Origin of the sequence: Rhodococcus sp. 05-340-2 (assembly GCF_002258915.1) — a bacterium.
Classification (GTDB): domain Bacteria; phylum Actinomycetota; class Actinomycetes; order Mycobacteriales; family Mycobacteriaceae; genus Rhodococcoides.
The window spans coordinates 231,845-245,655 of sequence record NZ_NOYU01000022.1 but is presented as its reverse complement, the minus strand read 5'-3'; the positions used below and the strand labels follow the sequence as shown (position 1 = coordinate 245,655).

17 protein-coding genes are annotated in these 13,811 nt (G+C 64.4%); 10 read left to right on the top strand and 7 right to left on the bottom strand.

What is annotated here, in order from left to right; genetic code table 11:
* The first annotated feature begins 275 nt into the window (after positions 1-275).
* The 6 genes from CH271_RS28820 (at position 276) to CH271_RS11770 (ending at position 4,857) form a co-directional block, all read left to right on the top strand.
* A complete protein-coding gene (locus CH271_RS28820) occupies positions 276-608 on the top strand; it encodes a WXG100 family type VII secretion target (RefSeq protein ID WP_179274860.1) in 333 nt (110 codons plus the stop codon).
* Positions 605-895, top strand: coding sequence for a WXG100 family type VII secretion target (locus CH271_RS11790; RefSeq protein WP_037188306.1), 291 nt, complete (start codon positions 605-607; stop codon positions 893-895). The genes CH271_RS28820 and CH271_RS11790 overlap by 4 nt, the downstream gene beginning before the upstream one ends.
* Positions 895-2,097, top strand: a complete 1,203-nt coding sequence (locus CH271_RS11785) for a colicin E3/pyocin S6 family cytotoxin (RefSeq protein WP_218828549.1) — start codon at positions 895-897, stop codon at positions 2,095-2,097. Before CH271_RS11790 ends, CH271_RS11785 begins: the two co-directional genes overlap by 1 nt.
* A gap of 116 nt (positions 2,098-2,213) precedes the next feature.
* Positions 2,214-2,444, top strand: coding sequence for a DUF7683 domain-containing protein (locus tag CH271_RS11780; protein WP_143546046.1), 231 nt, complete (start codon positions 2,214-2,216; stop codon positions 2,442-2,444).
* Between the two features lie 345 nt (positions 2,445-2,789).
* Positions 2,790-4,157, top strand: coding sequence for a glutamine synthetase family protein (locus CH271_RS11775; protein ID WP_094633692.1), 1,368 nt, complete (start codon positions 2,790-2,792; stop codon positions 4,155-4,157).
* 1 nt (position 4,158) lies between these two features.
* On the top strand, positions 4,159-4,857 hold the full coding sequence (locus CH271_RS11770) for a DUF6885 family protein (protein ID WP_094633691.1): 699 nt from the start codon (positions 4,159-4,161) through the stop codon (positions 4,855-4,857).
* A 91-nt stretch (positions 4,858-4,948) separates the two neighbouring features.
* Here the strand turns inward: CH271_RS11770 and CH271_RS11765 are convergent, their stop codons facing one another.
* From CH271_RS11765 to rplN, 4 genes are read right to left on the bottom strand one after another with little or no spacing between them, the layout of a single operon-like run.
* On the bottom strand, positions 4,949-5,134 hold the full coding sequence (locus tag CH271_RS11765; RefSeq protein ID WP_008718273.1) for a type Z 30S ribosomal protein S14: 186 nt from the start codon (positions 5,132-5,134) through the stop codon (positions 4,949-4,951).
* Between the two features lie 4 nt (positions 5,135-5,138).
* On the bottom strand, positions 5,139-5,711 hold the full coding sequence (gene rplE, locus CH271_RS11760; RefSeq protein ID WP_008718275.1) for a 50S ribosomal protein L5: 573 nt from the start codon (positions 5,709-5,711) through the stop codon (positions 5,139-5,141).
* Position 5,712: 1 nt separating this feature from the next.
* Entirely contained in the window at positions 5,713-6,030 is a 318-nt protein-coding gene (gene rplX, locus CH271_RS11755; protein ID WP_008718278.1) for a 50S ribosomal protein L24, read from the bottom strand.
* A complete protein-coding gene (gene rplN / locus CH271_RS11750; protein WP_032397538.1) occupies positions 6,031-6,399 on the bottom strand; it encodes a 50S ribosomal protein L14 in 369 nt (122 codons plus the stop codon).
* 238 nt (positions 6,400-6,637) lie between these two features.
* On the opposite strand from rplN, the gene CH271_RS11745 reads away from it, so the two are divergent.
* Genes CH271_RS11745 through CH271_RS11730 form a run of 4 tightly spaced genes read left to right on the top strand, consistent with a single transcriptional unit; the run spans position 6,638 to position 12,809 of the window.
* Positions 6,638-7,675 carry an endonuclease domain-containing protein gene (locus tag CH271_RS11745; RefSeq protein ID WP_094633690.1) on the top strand — a complete coding sequence of 346 codons (1,038 nt, stop codon included), beginning with the start codon at positions 6,638-6,640 and terminating at the stop codon, positions 7,673-7,675.
* Positions 7,672-8,316, top strand: a complete 645-nt coding sequence (locus CH271_RS11740) for a hypothetical protein (protein ID WP_094633689.1) — start codon at positions 7,672-7,674, stop codon at positions 8,314-8,316. The genes CH271_RS11745 and CH271_RS11740 overlap by 4 nt, the downstream gene beginning before the upstream one ends.
* Before the next feature lie 17 nt (positions 8,317-8,333).
* Positions 8,334-11,459: an ATP-binding protein gene (locus CH271_RS11735; protein WP_094633803.1), complete on the top strand. Its 3,126-nt coding sequence runs from the start codon at positions 8,334-8,336 to the stop codon at positions 11,457-11,459.
* 27 nt (positions 11,460-11,486) lie between these two features.
* Positions 11,487-12,809: an AIM24 family protein gene (locus tag CH271_RS11730; protein WP_094633688.1), complete on the top strand. Its 1,323-nt coding sequence runs from the start codon at positions 11,487-11,489 to the stop codon at positions 12,807-12,809.
* A 64-nt stretch (positions 12,810-12,873) separates the two neighbouring features.
* On the opposite strand, the gene rpsQ is transcribed toward CH271_RS11730, so the two are convergent.
* The 3 genes from rpsQ to rplP are packed head-to-tail and all read right to left on the bottom strand — an operon-like array spanning position 12,874 to position 13,810.
* A complete protein-coding gene (gene rpsQ / locus CH271_RS11725; RefSeq protein WP_032397542.1) occupies positions 12,874-13,152 on the bottom strand; it encodes a 30S ribosomal protein S17 in 279 nt (92 codons plus the stop codon).
* A complete protein-coding gene (gene rpmC, locus CH271_RS11720) occupies positions 13,149-13,394 on the bottom strand; it encodes a 50S ribosomal protein L29 (protein WP_027496314.1) in 246 nt (81 codons plus the stop codon). The genes rpsQ and rpmC overlap by 4 nt, the downstream gene beginning before the upstream one ends.
* On the bottom strand, positions 13,394-13,810 hold the full coding sequence (rplP, locus tag CH271_RS11715; RefSeq protein ID WP_027496313.1) for a 50S ribosomal protein L16: 417 nt from the start codon (positions 13,808-13,810) through the stop codon (positions 13,394-13,396). Before rplP ends, rpmC begins: the two co-directional genes overlap by 1 nt.
* Position 13,811: the final 1 nt, after the last annotated feature.

The following is a 13,811-nucleotide window of genomic DNA, read 5'->3' as shown; positions in this document are numbered from 1 at the left end:
TCGATGCTGACGTACGGAGAACTCGAGGTTGCGTTTCTATTGCAAGGACTCGCGTGCAGGCACGACGAAGCCCGGGCAACCGCTCTAGTGTAGGGAACCGGGTGCCGTTCTCAAAATCGGGCGTGGTAGCGCTCGACGAACACCATGCCGGAAGGACGGGGCGGGTACGGCCGAGCCAGTCGGTTCGGTGCAGTAGTCTTCCGACATCATTTCATCGCTCCGGGGGGTTCGATGCGCACAACCGATTCTGTTGCGAGGACGGTCGACGTCCCACCATGGCCGGGTTCGTCCCGCACGACCCTGTGAAAGCCGATCCCGATCGGATCCGCCGTGCCTCTGCTCGGATGTCCGGCCTCGCCGCCGTGTTGTGGGATGACATCGATCTCGTCCGTCTCGCCGCAGAGGAATTGCTGGAGACCTCCTGGACAGGCGCTGCGGCCGATTCCCATACAGTTCTGTGGGCGGAGTGGGTCGATTCGGCTCGGAAGATATGCGGCGCGCTCACCGAGGACGCGTGGCTGCTCGATGGCATTGCGACCGAATATGCCGCATCGGACAACGTGATCGATGAACACGTGGTGGATTCCGGCCTTCGGTTGGACCGTTGACGGCGCGCTACGTCGCCGACGTCGAGCAGATTCTCGCTCTTGTCGATCGCGCACACATAGTTGGAGCCACGATCGAATCGGCTATCGCCGATGTGGAGCGCGAGGTGAACGATCTCGGCATCGAATGGGAGGGCGAAGCGGCTGAGGCTCACCGCTCGAAGCACGAGCTGCTCCGGCAGGAATTGAACGATATGCGAACCGCGCTGGCGCAACTCGGCACGCTGGCGCGAGGCGCCCATGATCGCTACCGCGCAGCCGTCGACCACAACAAGCGAATGTGGCCCTGATGGCCCCGATCAGCGTCGACCCGCACATCCTTACCGATGCGGCCTCCCAGTACAGCAGCGCCAAGACCATCTCGAGCGGCGCGATAGCGGATCTCGCCGCGGAACTCCACCGGAACTGGGGCTGCGCAGGCACCGACAACGCCGGAAAGTCTTGGGCAGACAGCTACGACTCCGCGGCATTCGACGCAGTCACCGCGGGGACCGACATCGCGAATGCGTTCGGCAAGCTCCACGACCTGCTTGCAACAACCGGCGTCAACCACGCCAACGCAGAGAATGCGAACACCGTTCCGCCGACCCCGCCGCTGCCCGCTCCCCCACAACTTCCTCATACGAGTACACCGCGGTTCAACGGTTCCTACGGCGGCGACACCGACGCCCCGATGGGGTGGGGGCTGATCACGCGATGGCTTCAGGGCCACATGTGGCCCAACGGTGATCCGGAGAAGTTGCGGGGTCTCGGAAGCGCGTGGCGCACCGCCGCCGAAGAGCTGAGACGAGCGAGCGACGCCACGAACTCCGCGTGGACCGACATGGAGGAACTTGCCTCCGACGAAGTGCCGCAGGCCCTCGCCCAAATGGACGGTGTCTACAGCGCTGCGCACAACGTCGCCGACCAGTTCGACACTCTCGCGAGCGCTTGCGGCGAATGGGCCTCGACCATTCAGGACGCTCACCAGAGCGTCATCGATATCGTGGGAACCGCCATCGTTGCCGGCACGATCGCCGGTGCAGTTGCCGGCTTCTTCACCCTCGGCGTGGGAACGGTCGCCGTTACCGGCGCGACGGGCAGCGTCATCGCCGGAAGTGTCATCGCCGTCCTCACCGGAGTGGAAGCGGCGTCCGCAATTGCCGTCGGTGTCACCGTGGCAACCGGGGCGGCGGCCATCGGAATTGCGATGGACGTGCAACCGCTCCTACAAGCAAGTCCGACGACCTTCAACGCAAACACTGGTGGGGGAAATTGGCACTACCATCCCGCGCCCCGGGGCGGTCTGCCAGGCTTTCCAAACGCCACACGAGGAAAACCGCTCAACCGCAGAACGCGGTGGACTGACGACAAAGGGAACATCTACGAATGGGATAGCCAACACGGCGCAGTCGAGAAATACAGCAAGAACGGCAAGCACTTAGGCGAATTCGATCCGAATACCGGAGCACAAACCAAGCCCCCAGATCCCACTAGAAAGCCTGGTCGATGACCAACCGAGGCCCGACATCTTGGTAACTCGAACCGGAGACGACGCCGGTTCACGACCGCTCGAGAATAAGGCAGCACGATCTGACTACTACCAACAAGGAGAGGACAATGTGGTACTTGGAATCATACGATAACCAAACCGATTTGATCGCGGACAGCTATCCCCTGACTGCTATCACCGGAGACGAAATCAGAGAACTGATTGACGTCGATGAAACTGAACTTCCACTAGAAATGGGACCGTACCCAGTCCCATTGGCCGACGTGCCGAAGTTCGCCAAGTACATCGAGGGCGATTTCAGGATCAGCTCCGATAATGAGTACTTCATCGGCCTGTTCACCGACTGAGGAAGGGCAGTCTGGCACCTGGAGGCCAGCTGTAACGCGACTGAAAACCGGCCCGAAATTCACGTGCTCGGGAGCATGACTGTCGACAACCAGTAACTGTCATTCGGCACCTGACATCACAACGCGCCCTGACACGGTCCGGAGGTTCAGATGCAGGCCTCGGGCACGCTTCAACCTCTTCCAATGTCGTCCGTGAGACTCACCGCCGCGTCGACGCCGCCCTGGGCTCAACCGCAGAGACGATGAAGCGCGGGCAACCGCTCAGCTTCCGCGTAGCCAAGCCTTTTCGCAACCCGCAGGCCCAGTCGGACACCCCGACGAGCACTTCTTCGCTAACGTCGGACCATGACGGACTCGAAGGCAGTCGACATCGACCACCTCACCCACACTCTGCGCGACCGCAACATCGTCGGCGTGACCATCGGCTGGGTCGACAACAACGGCATCGTCCGATCACGCACCGTGCCCACCGCAGAATTGACGGCAGTCGCGCGACGCGGAGTAGGAGTCACCGCGGTGTTCGCGGTGTTCGATTCGCACGACGGGATCACGTTCGCCCACGACGCACTGTCGACTCCGTCCGGCGATGTGCGGTTGATTCCGGTGATCGACAACGCGTCGAGCGTGGTCCCACTTGCCGGCCAACCAGGTTTGGCCTGGGTGCACGGTCGGCAGCTCTCGGCGGACGGCTCTCCCTGGCCCTACGATCAACGCGCGGTTCTCGAGCGGCAGGTGCAACTGGCGGCCGATGCCGGTTTCGAGGTGCGGGCCGGATTCGAGATCGAGTTCGCGCTGACTCGCGAATCGGACGGCCTGTCCGCTCATCGCGGACCCGCCTACTCGGCGAACGCAGTACGCGATGTCGACGAATTCGTCGTTCTGTTGCTCCAGGCGCTGTCTGCGAATGGCCTCGACATCGGTCAGATTCATGCCGAGTACGGCGCTTCCCAAATCGAGATCGCATTGAGTCCACTCGACCCACTTGCTGCGGCCGACGCGCAAGTACTCGCGCGGCAGACCATCCACTCAGCGGCGAAAGCTCAGGGGCTGAGGGCAAGCTTCGCGCCTCTGCCCTCGTCGAGCAGTGCGGGTAACGGATGGCACCTGCACACATCACTGGTGCGCGACGGACACAACGCGTTGACCGGGGACGGAGAGCACGGATTGTCCGAGACCGGGCGGTCGTACATCGCTGGCCTGGTTCGAGAACTCTCGGGACTCACGGCCATCACGGCACCGAGTTCGGGGTCCTTGCTGCGCCGTCGACCCGGCTATTGGGCCGGTGCCTTCGGATTTTGGGGCGTCGAAAACCGGGAGGCTGCAGTGCGACTCGTGCCGGCCACTCCCCTTCTCGGCCCGGAACACACCAACGTCGAGTTGAAGGCGTGCGACGCGTCCGCCAATCCGTATCTGGCGCTGGCCGTCACGATCGCGGCCGGCCTGTCGGGTGTGGCAGATGGCGCGCAGTTGCCGCCACCGGTTCAGGAAGATGTGGGCAGCTGGGATGATGCCCGACGCGACGCCGCGGGCATCTCCCCACTCGCGACGACCCACGCGCAGCAGCGCGAAAACCTACTGTCGTCAGCACTGGTCCGAGCCGTGTTGGGCGAAGAACTTCTGGGCGCGTTCGTTGCGTGCCGGGACGCCGATGCAGCGTGGGCGGAGAGCCATACCGAGGACGAACTGCTCGAATCGTTGCGCTGGATCTACTGACATGCTGCGACGGTTCCCCGGCGCAGGTTCCATCGTCTCTGCACTCGATCGTGTTCTGCCGCAACCGGATCAACTCTGCGGACCGTTCTCGGCATCGGTAGCGCTGACAGCCGTCATCGGCGACGACGCACCGGACGTCACCGCACTTGCGATGGCATCGGGATCCGCGATCTGGCCGGGCGAGATCGAGTCGGCCCGTCCTCCCGGAACGCCCCGGCTCACCGATGGGTGGGATGTGTTGCCGAGGGCCGTATCGACCGATACGGCCGGGACAACAGCGGCAGGTCTTGCGGCGGGCATCGAGACTGCGACCGACCACCGCGTTGCTGTCGTTCCGATCAGGGGGCCCGGTGCCGAGGGATTGCGCCTGCTACTTGCTCGCCTTGCCGACGCGCCCTTCCGATTCGGCCTGGTGGCGAATGTACACACTGCCGAACTGACCGAATTCGATTGGAGCGTAGGACATTTCGTGACCGTCTGGGGATTCGATCCGGTCGCGGACGTAGTAGCGATTGCCGACACCTATCGGGAACTCGGCGACTCGGATATGCCGCCCGGATGTAGGACCGTCTCCGCCGACGCCTTCGCGTCGGCGATGTCCGAGCGTGGTTTGCTGCTGATCGTCGACAACGAGGTTCATCATGCGGCGGTAGGTCTGGTCCGCTCGCTGGAGCTACGACACGACCTGTGGTCGGTATGAGTCGGGAGCCCTGAGAAACACGAAATGGGCGTGGGTTCCTGTCGGAACCCACGCCCATCAGCGTGGTGTGGTGAAGCCCGGAGGCCTCAGATCACCAGGAGCTCTTGCGAACTCCGGGAAGCTCTCCGGCGTGTGCCATCTCGCGCACGCAGATACGGCAGAGGCCGAACTTGCGGAACACGGAATGGGGACGGCCGCAGCGGTTGCAGCGAGTGTATGCACGCACCGCGAACTTCGGCTTCTTGTTGGCCTTGTTGACCAATGCCTTCTTCGCCATGGACTCAGTTCTCCTTGAACGGGAAGCCGAGGTGCTTGAGCAGCGCGCGGCCTTCTTCGTTGTTGGTTGCGGTGGTTACTACGGTGATGTCCATGCCGCGCGGACGGTCGATCTTGTCCACGTCGATCTCGTGGAACATCGACTGCTCGTTGAGGCCGAACGTGTAGTTTCCGTTGCCGTCGAACTGCGTGCCCGAGAGGCCGCGGAAGTCCCTGATTCGGGGAAGGGCAATGGAGACCAGACGGTCGAGGAACTCCCACATGCGGTCGCCACGGAGGGTGACGCGTGCGCCGATGGGCATTCCTTCGCGCAGCTTGAACTGTGCGATGGACTTGCGAGCCTTGCGGATCTCCGGCTTCTGGCCGGTGATGGCAGCGAGGTCGGCAACTGCACCGTTGATCAGCTTGGCGTCACGGGCGGCGTCGCCGACACCCATGTTGACGACGACCTTGACGATGCCGGGGATCTGCATGACGTTCTCGTATGCAAATTCGGTGTTCAGGGCGTCTTTGATCTCGGCGCGGTAGCGCGCCTTGAGGCGGGGCTGTTCGCCCGCGATGTTTTCGGTGGTAGTCATCTCAGATGTCCTTCCCGTTCTTGCGGGAAACACGAACGCGCTTGCCGGATTCCTCATCGGTCCGGTAGCCCACGCGAGTGGGGTTTCCGTCCGAGTCGACCACTGCGACGTTCGATACGTGGATCGGGGCTTCCTGAGTGACGATGCCACCCGAGGATGCGCCGCGCTGGTTGGCGGAGACCGCGGTGTGCTTCTTGATGCGGTTCACACCCTCGACCAGAACCTTGGAGTCAGCGGGGTAGGCCTGAATGACCTTGCCCTTGGCGCCCTTGTCCTTGCCTGCGATCACGAGAACGGTGTCGCCCTTGTGCACCTTCATTTACAGCACCTCCGGGGCGAGCGAGACGATCTTCATGAACTTCTTCTCACGCAGCTCACGGCCGACCGGGCCGAAGATACGAGTTCCACGGGGATCGTTGTCGGGCTTGATCAGCACCGCAGCGTTCTCGTCGAAACGGATGTACGAGCCATCCGGACGGCGACGCTCCTTGATGGTGCGGACGATGACGGCCTTGACGACCTCACCCTTCTTGATGTTTCCACCGGGAATGGCGTCCTTCACCGTAGCTACGATGATGTCGCCGATTCCGGCGTAGCGACGTGACGAACCACCGAGAACGCGGATGCAAAGGATTTCCTTCGCGCCCGTGTTATCAGCGACGCGTACTCGCGACTCCTGCTGAATCACTAACTTCTCCTTGACCTGGATGTACGTACGTGCCGGATTTCCGTCCCGACACGCGCGGTCGGCTGCCGGGAGCGAGCGCACGAAGGCACACCGCTGCCACAGGCAACCGGTCAAGTGTAGGGGAACGGGCCTCCAGGATCCAAATCGCCATCGCTCGAGCACCGGCCGTCGCCTGCGAACACAGAACTCTCGGTACGGTTTCGGAGATGGGACATCTTCGGATCAGCGGGGCGCGGCGATGACGTCTACGGGCGACGACGGCGGTTGGTGGTCGAGTCTGCCACTGGATCGGGTCGTCCGACTGCACGGTGCCACCGAGCGGGAACTCGCCGAGTCCGTGAACCCTCTGCCGTCGGACGCGCCCTCGATCGTGTTCTTCGCGGTCGATCCCGCGACGGCGAACCGTGCCGTCGATCTCGTTGACGCGGTGGTCGCAGAACTCGAGAAGGCGGCAGTCGACTCGGTTCCGCTGTTGCTCACGGAATTCGACCACCACGAAGGCTCGGCGACGTTGGATCGGCGCGCTGCACGCGTCGCCGCCATACGGTTCGCCGGCGACACAGCGCACTTCGGTCCGTACGTCGGGGCCCTCGCCGACGCCGCAGTCGCGGGACGGTCGCCGCGTCGAACCGCATTCACCGTCGAGACCAGAGCCGCAGGGTCGGCTCGAGTAGTCGCCTCCGCTCAGCAGCGAAGCACTGCTGCCCTCGTGTCGGTCGTGCCCGTCGGAACGGACGCCGGAGTCGTCGCCGCAGCAGCGGAATGGTTGTGCACGCACGCCGAGATGGCGGTGTGGGTCATCGGAGACGGAGCGTCGGGCATGGATCGGTTCCCGTCGGTGTCGGTGCGAGCACCCGCAGTGCCCACCGGCGTCAGCACTGTCCTCGATCGCTTTCGCCCACTGAGCTATCCACCGATCGCCGGACATCCGCACCCGGCCAGTGATCCGGAGAAGCGCTTGTACCGAGCGCTGGACGTGCATGAGTGGGCCACCGGAAGGGAGCACAATCGCTCGATTCGGCTCGGCGAGCTCAGCAGACCGTTCACCGTCGACGTACTGTGGCGCACCGAGAAGATCGTCGTGGAAATCGACGGCAGCGAACACCGCGCACCCGAACGCTTCGCCGAGGACCGCGTCCGTGACAACGAGCTGCAGACACACGGCTACATGGTGCTGCGCTTCACCAACGCTCAGGTGATCGACGATCCGCAACGTGCGGTCGCTACCATCCGCGAGGCAGTATCGAGAAGACGATCGAAGGGGGATCCTCGATGAGTACCGAAGACCTGAACGGGACCGAAGCGGCTGTGCTGCTCGTCCTGATGGCCGAGGCAAGTCCGGTCAAGAATTCCGAACTCAGAGCGATGGGCCCCGAGCTCGCGAAGCCGTCCCGCGACAAGCTGAAGAACGCCGGTCTGATCGAAGTGGATTCATCTGTGCGCCCGATGACACTCGAACTCACCGACAAGGGGTGGCGCACCTGCGGCGACCTCATCGGCGGTGAACCTCCGGCTCGATCGACCGGCGCAGGAAAGGCCATGTTCACCGTGTTGGCGGGGTTGCGTCGGTGGCTCGATCGCACCGACAGCCGCCCGGCGGATGTGTTCTCACCCCGATCGGACGAGCCTGCACCCGTCGAGAGGACCGACACGACCGTCGACATCGAAGCCTCGATTCGCGCGGCCTACGCACGGCTCGCGCGCGAACCCGGCAGCACTGTCCGACTCTCCAGGCTGCGAAACGAGTTGCGGGACATACCCAGAACCGATCTGGACGACGCACTGGCGCGCCTGCGCCGCGCTGCGGACGTGGCGTTGATTCCCGAAGAGAATCAGAAGACTCTGACCGACGAAGAGCGCGCGGCGGCCGTCGTCGTCGGTAACCAGCAGAACCACCTTCTCTCGATCGAACCATGATGGGCGTTGAGTCGACGATGACGGACAACGAGCAGATCCGAGCTCTCGAATCGGTGCGGTTGAGCTGGGCACCGACACCCGACGACGTGTGGCGTTCGCAGTCGAACGTGCACGTGCCGGGAATGCACGAACGTGTGTTCCTCGAGGTGATGAATGCCTACGACGACGCGGACGCCTCCGACGACGCCAGTCCGCTGGGCGTCGTCGTGCGCGGCCCGGCCGGTTCGGGCAAGACACACCTGCTCGGCCAGGTACGAGAAGAAGTGCAGCTCAAGGGCGGCTACTTCTTCCTGATCAGGTTGCTCGACGCCGCTGGATTCTGGCGCTCGACGCTGATGGGGATGCTCGACGACCTGATGCGTCCGTCCGGCCGCGGATCGGACAGCCAGCTGGCACTACTCCTCCGACGCCTGTGCGAGATCGGCGAGATCCCCGACGATCAGCGCGCAAAGATCATGGGCGAGAACATGATCGACGCGGACACGTTGAACGACTTCGTCACTGCGGTCTACAAGGTCCACCCCCGCCATCGACGGACGTCGCAGCACACGTTGCGCGCGCTCGTGCTGTCCATCGCCCCCGACTCGGCCGTTCAGGATCTCGGTGACGCGTACCTGCAGTCGATCGACGACGTCGATCCCGACGAGTTCTCGGCCTGGGGCATTCGCCGGGCCGAGCTCGGCCATCAGGGCATCGCCGAGAACATCTCGCGCCTGCTCGCCATCACCGGTCCGACGATTCTCGCGATCGACCAGATCGACACGCTCGTGGCGCAGTCTCGTACGGGATCGGATCAGGAGTTCGCCGACGCGCAGGAAGACAAGGTCGTCGAACAGCTCGCGCACGGTTTGATGTCGCTGCGCGAGACCCTCCCTCGCACAGCCTCGGTGCTCTCCGCGCTGTCGAGCGCCTGGGAACTGATCGCCGCGCGCGGAGTCGCGCCGATGCGTGACCGTTTCCGAGTCACTCAGTCGCTCAAGCCGATTCCCTCGTCGGACATCGGCCGCCTGCTTCTCGGACGACGTCTGGCAGCATGCTTCCTCGAAGCCGGGTTCGTCCCTCCTCACCCCACGTGGCCGGTCGCGCCCGACGCGTTCGAGCAGGCTCCGGACTTCACTCCGCGCCAGCTTCTCATCGCCGTCGACCGGCACATCAGGCACTGCCTCGACACCGGCGTCGCGTCGGAGTTGGAGAGCTTCACCGACAGGTCGGGTCCGACCGATGCGCCGGACCTACCCCAGGCACGGGTCGACGAGCTCGACATCCTCGACGATCGCTACAAGCAACTGCGCGAGCAGGTCGACGTCTCGGTTCCACTGCGACCCGACAGCGAGGACTCGATCGTTCCGGCACTGCTGTCGGCGGGATTGACCGCGTGGATTCACGAGCATCAGTCGTCCGACGACAGCCTGGCCCAGGACCCACCGCCGAGCGGCAAGCCCGCGCTGCACGCCCGCCTGCGCCACACAGTCGACACCGATACCGACGACGAGGAGCACTGGTGCTTCCGCGCGGTCACGTCCGGCAACGCCCGCGCCGCGCTGGCACGAGTCGAGCGAGCAGTGACAACGGCTGGCCTGCGCATCGACATGCCGAGGCGACGGTTGATCCTGATCAGAAACGAGCCGTGGCCGAACGGCGCGAAGACCGAGCAGACGATCGCGGCCTTGCGCCGCGCCGGAGGCATCGTGGTGCCCTTCGGCGACGAGGACCGCAGGGCGCTGGCGGCGTTGTCGATCCTGTTGGCCGAGAACTCCCCCGCGCTCACGTCCTGGCTGCTCGCACGTAAGCCGGCACACGATGTCGAACTCTTCGGGGCTGTTCTTCCCGCTGTGAGTGTCGTCGACGACGACACCGCCCTCATCGAACCCGAGATTCCGAGCGTTGCCGCGCAGCCCGCCGCGGCGCGGCGACCGTCCATCGTGGTCGGTGCCGAACTGAGCACCGGCGCGGACGTCGCCATTCCACTCGAAGCGCTGCGCAAGCACACGGCGATCTTCGCGGGATCCGGCTCGGGCAAGACGGTTCTGATCCGCCGATTGGTGGAAGAGTGCGCCCTGCAGGGTGTTTCGGCGATCGTGCTGGACGTCAACAACGACCTCGCCCGGCTCGGCACCGCATGGCCCGAGGACGAGAGGACCTGGCCACCGGGTGACGAGGCCAAGGCAACGGCGTACCTGCGCGACACCGACGTCGTGGTGTGGACGCCGCGCAAGTCCGCCGGTCGGCCGCTCAGCTTCCAGCCCCTTCCCGACTTCGCCAGTGTCGTGGGTGACGCGGACGAGTTCGAGGCCTCGGTCGAGTCCGCCTTGGCCTCGCTCGAACCGGCCGCAGGTGTACTCGGCACGTCGCAGAAGGCCAAACATGGTCGAGCAGTACTGAAGTCGGCCCTCGATCAGTTCGGTCGTCGTCCGCAGGGCGGGGATCTGTCCGACTTCATCGACCTGTTGGAAGAGTTCCCCGAGGACGCGAGCGAGATGCGCGACGCGGTCCGCATCGCTGCCGGTCTGGCCGAGAACCTCAAGGCCGCCGCCGCGAACGATCCGATGTTCGCCGGCGCGGGCACGCCGGTCGATCCTGCTGTTCTGCTGACTCCGGCCGAGGGTAAGAAAGCCCGGGTATCGGTGATCAACCTCGCGGGCCTGACCACCGACGAGCAGAAGCAGAGCTTCGTCAACCAACTCCAGATGGGGCTGTTCGCCTGGATCAAGAAGAACCCCGCCGGCGACCGGCCCCTCGGTGGACTGTTCGTCATGGACGAGGCGCAGAACTTCGCGCCGTCCGACCGGAGCACCGCGGCCACCCACAGCACCCTGGCCCTGGCGTCACAGGCACGCAAGTACGGACTGGGCCTGGTGTTCGCCACGCAATCCCCGAAGGGCCTGCACAACCGCATCGCTGGCAACGCGTCGACTCAGTTCTACGGCCTGCTCAACAGCCCATCGCAGGTCGATGCGGCCAAGGAGATGGCGCGGGTGAAAGGTGGCTCGGTTCCCGACGTCGGACGCCTGCCCGCCGGCCAGTTCTACGCGGCGGTGGAGGGCGCGGAATTCCGACGCACGGCCACTCCCCTGTGCCTGTCCTACCACCCGAAGAGCCCGCCGACCGAAGAAGAAGTCATCGAGTTGGCTCGGCAGTCCTGACGCCGTGACAGTGGCACACTGGGTTCGATGAAGACCCTCGCTCGCGGGGAGAACTGCCCCGCTCCGGCCGGCCTCCTGACGGTGACGCTCGCGGCGTCGACCTCGGTCGACGTCTCCGCGCTGCTACTGGGGCCGGGCGGCCGGGTGCGTTCTGACGCGGACCTGGTGTTCTACAACCAGCCCACCGCCCCCGGCGTCGAGTACCGCCGTGTACCGACCGGGCACCAACTGATGTTCGACGCCACCGCCGTCCCGGCCGGCGTCGATACCGTGGCCGTGGCGGCGTCACTCGACGGAACCGGACCCGCAACGTTCGCCGCTGCAGGCCCGACGGCGGTGACGGTGTCCGATGCGTCGGGCACCGCGCTGATCGGATTCACTGCCGATGCGCTCGGAGACGAGAGCGCGCTGGTGTGTCTCGAGTTCTACCGGCGCGGCGAGCAATGGAAGCTCCGCGCCGTCGGCCAGGGATACGCCGATGGACTCGCGGGGTTGGCCACGGCGTTCGGTATCAGTGTCGAGCACGACGAGCCGACGCCCGACACCCCGCACGAGCCATCACCGACCACCACCTCGCCACCCGTGCATTCACCCGTCCATCCAGGAGTTCTGGCCATGAGAAGCGAACTGTTCACGCCCGCCCACGCCGAGGTTCCCGGTTCGGGTATTCAGAAGCAGGGCAGCAAGATGTGCCGCATCGGGATGAACGGCGACGTGATGGCCCGGGCCGGTTCGATGGTCGCGTATCAGGGCAATCTGCAGTTCGAGGCCAAGGGCTCCGGTGGCATCGGCCGGGCGCTCAAGCAGGCGCTCTCGGGCGAGGGTGTCCCTCTGATGAAAGTCACGGGTCAGGGCGACCTCTTCCTCGCCAACGCCGCACAGGACGTGCACCTCATCGATCTGGACGGTACCGACGGACTGACCATCAACGGTGCCAACGTTCTCGCCTTCGAGAGTTCACTGAGTTACGACATCAAACGTGTACAGGGAGCTGCAGCGGGCGGTAACGCGGGCTTCTTCAACTGTGTCTTCTCCGGCCGCGGTCGGATCGCCATCACGACCGACGGGATTCCGGTGGTGCTGAACGTCGACCAGCCCACCTTCGCCGATCCGCAGGCTGCGGTCGCATGGTCGTCTTCCTTGCAGACGAGAGTCAAGAAGAACGATTCGTTCGGCCTCGGCACACTCATCGGGCGCACCACAGGAGAAAGATTCACCCTCGAGTTCGCGGGTCAGGGATTCGTCGTGGTTCAGCCGTCGGAGCAACCGCCGGGCGGACTGGTCGGCGGCAGTGGTAGCGGTGAACAGGCAGGTGTCGGCGGGGCACTCGGCGGCTTGCTGGGCAGATAGGCCGCGCGGCCGAAACACAAAATGCCCGCTCCCAGTAAGGGAGCGGGCATTTGCGGTGAAGGTACTACTTGGCCTTTTCGAGAACCTCGACCAGTCGCCAGTGCTTCGTGGCGGACAGCGGTCGGGTCTCCATGAGCTGAACGCGATCGCCTACGCCGGCGTCGCCCTTCTCGTCATGTGCCTTGACCTTGGTGGTGCGACGGATGATCTTGCTGTAGAGGGGGTGCTTGACCCTGTCCTCGAGCTCGACCACGATCGTCTTCTCCATCTTGTCGGATACGACGTAGCCGATCCGAACCTTACGGTTGTTGCGCTCTTCAGTCACAGTCTTTTCCTCGCTCATGCCGCGTCACCTGCAGTGTCCTCGGAAGGACCAGATGCCAAGCCGAGCTCACGCTCGCGCAGGACGGTGTAGATGCGCGCGATCTCGTGACGGACGGTGCGCAGTCGACGGTTGTTGTCCAGCTGGCCGGTAGCCATCTGGAAACGAAGGTTGAACAGCTCTTCCTTCGACTCACGCAGCTTGGTGACCAGCTCTTCACCGGTGAGCTCGCGGAGCTCTGCGGCTGGGGTTCCGGTAGCCATCAGAACTGCTCCTCCCTGGTGATGATGCGTGCCTTGATGGGCAGCTTGTGGATGGCGCGAGTCAGTGCCTCACGCGCGATGGTCTCGTCGGGGTACGACAGCTCGAAGAGCACGCGACCCGGCTTGACGTTGGCGATCCACCACTCGGGCGAACCCTTACCGGAACCCATGCGGGTCTCGGCAGGCTTCTTGGTGAGCGGGCGGTCCGGGAAGATGTTGATCCAGACCTTGCCGCCACGCTTGATGTGGCGAGTGATCGCGATACGAGCGGACTCGATCTGACGGTTGGTGATGTAGGCGGGCTCGAGAGCCTGGATGCCGTAGTCACCGAATGTCACCTGAGTTCCGCCCTTGGCGGCACCCGAACGCTTCGGGTGGTGCTGCTTGCGGTGCTTGACCCGGCGGGGGATCAACATG

What these genes read in the sequence shown, in the direction of transcription:
- rpmC (WP_027496314.1), bottom strand. Translation starts at nt 13,394, where the DNA reads ATGGCTACCGGAACCCCAGCCGCAGAGCTCCGCGAGCTCACCGGTGAA.
- rpsQ (WP_032397542.1), bottom strand. Translation starts at nt 13,152, where the DNA reads ATGAGCGAGGAAAAGACTGTGACTGAAGAGCGCAACAACCGTAAGGTT.
- CH271_RS11740 (WP_094633689.1), top strand. Translation starts at nt 7,672, where the DNA reads ATGAGTACCGAAGACCTGAACGGGACCGAAGCGGCTGTGCTGCTCGTC.
- rplP (WP_027496313.1), bottom strand. Translation starts at nt 13,810, where the DNA reads ATGTTGATCCCCCGCCGGGTCAAGCACCGCAAGCAGCACCACCCGAAG.
- CH271_RS11785 (WP_218828549.1), top strand. Translation starts at nt 895, where the DNA reads ATGGCCCCGATCAGCGTCGACCCGCACATCCTTACCGATGCGGCCTCC.
- rplX (WP_008718278.1), bottom strand. Translation starts at nt 6,030, where the DNA reads ATGAAGGTGCACAAGGGCGACACCGTTCTCGTGATCGCAGGCAAGGAC.
- CH271_RS11775 (WP_094633692.1), top strand. Translation starts at nt 2,790, where the DNA reads ATGACGGACTCGAAGGCAGTCGACATCGACCACCTCACCCACACTCTG.
- CH271_RS11765 (WP_008718273.1), bottom strand. Translation starts at nt 5,134, where the DNA reads ATGGCGAAGAAGGCATTGGTCAACAAGGCCAACAAGAAGCCGAAGTTC.
- CH271_RS11745 (WP_094633690.1), top strand. Translation starts at nt 6,638, where the DNA reads ATGACGTCTACGGGCGACGACGGCGGTTGGTGGTCGAGTCTGCCACTG.
- rplE (WP_008718275.1), bottom strand. Translation starts at nt 5,711, where the DNA reads ATGACTACCACCGAAAACATCGCGGGCGAACAGCCCCGCCTCAAGGCG.
- CH271_RS11730 (WP_094633688.1), top strand. Translation starts at nt 11,487, where the DNA reads ATGAAGACCCTCGCTCGCGGGGAGAACTGCCCCGCTCCGGCCGGCCTC.
- CH271_RS28820 (WP_179274860.1), top strand. Translation starts at nt 276, where the DNA reads ATGGCCGGGTTCGTCCCGCACGACCCTGTGAAAGCCGATCCCGATCGG.
- CH271_RS11770 (WP_094633691.1), top strand. Translation starts at nt 4,159, where the DNA reads ATGCTGCGACGGTTCCCCGGCGCAGGTTCCATCGTCTCTGCACTCGAT.
- CH271_RS11735 (WP_094633803.1), top strand. Translation starts at nt 8,334, where the DNA reads ATGACGGACAACGAGCAGATCCGAGCTCTCGAATCGGTGCGGTTGAGC.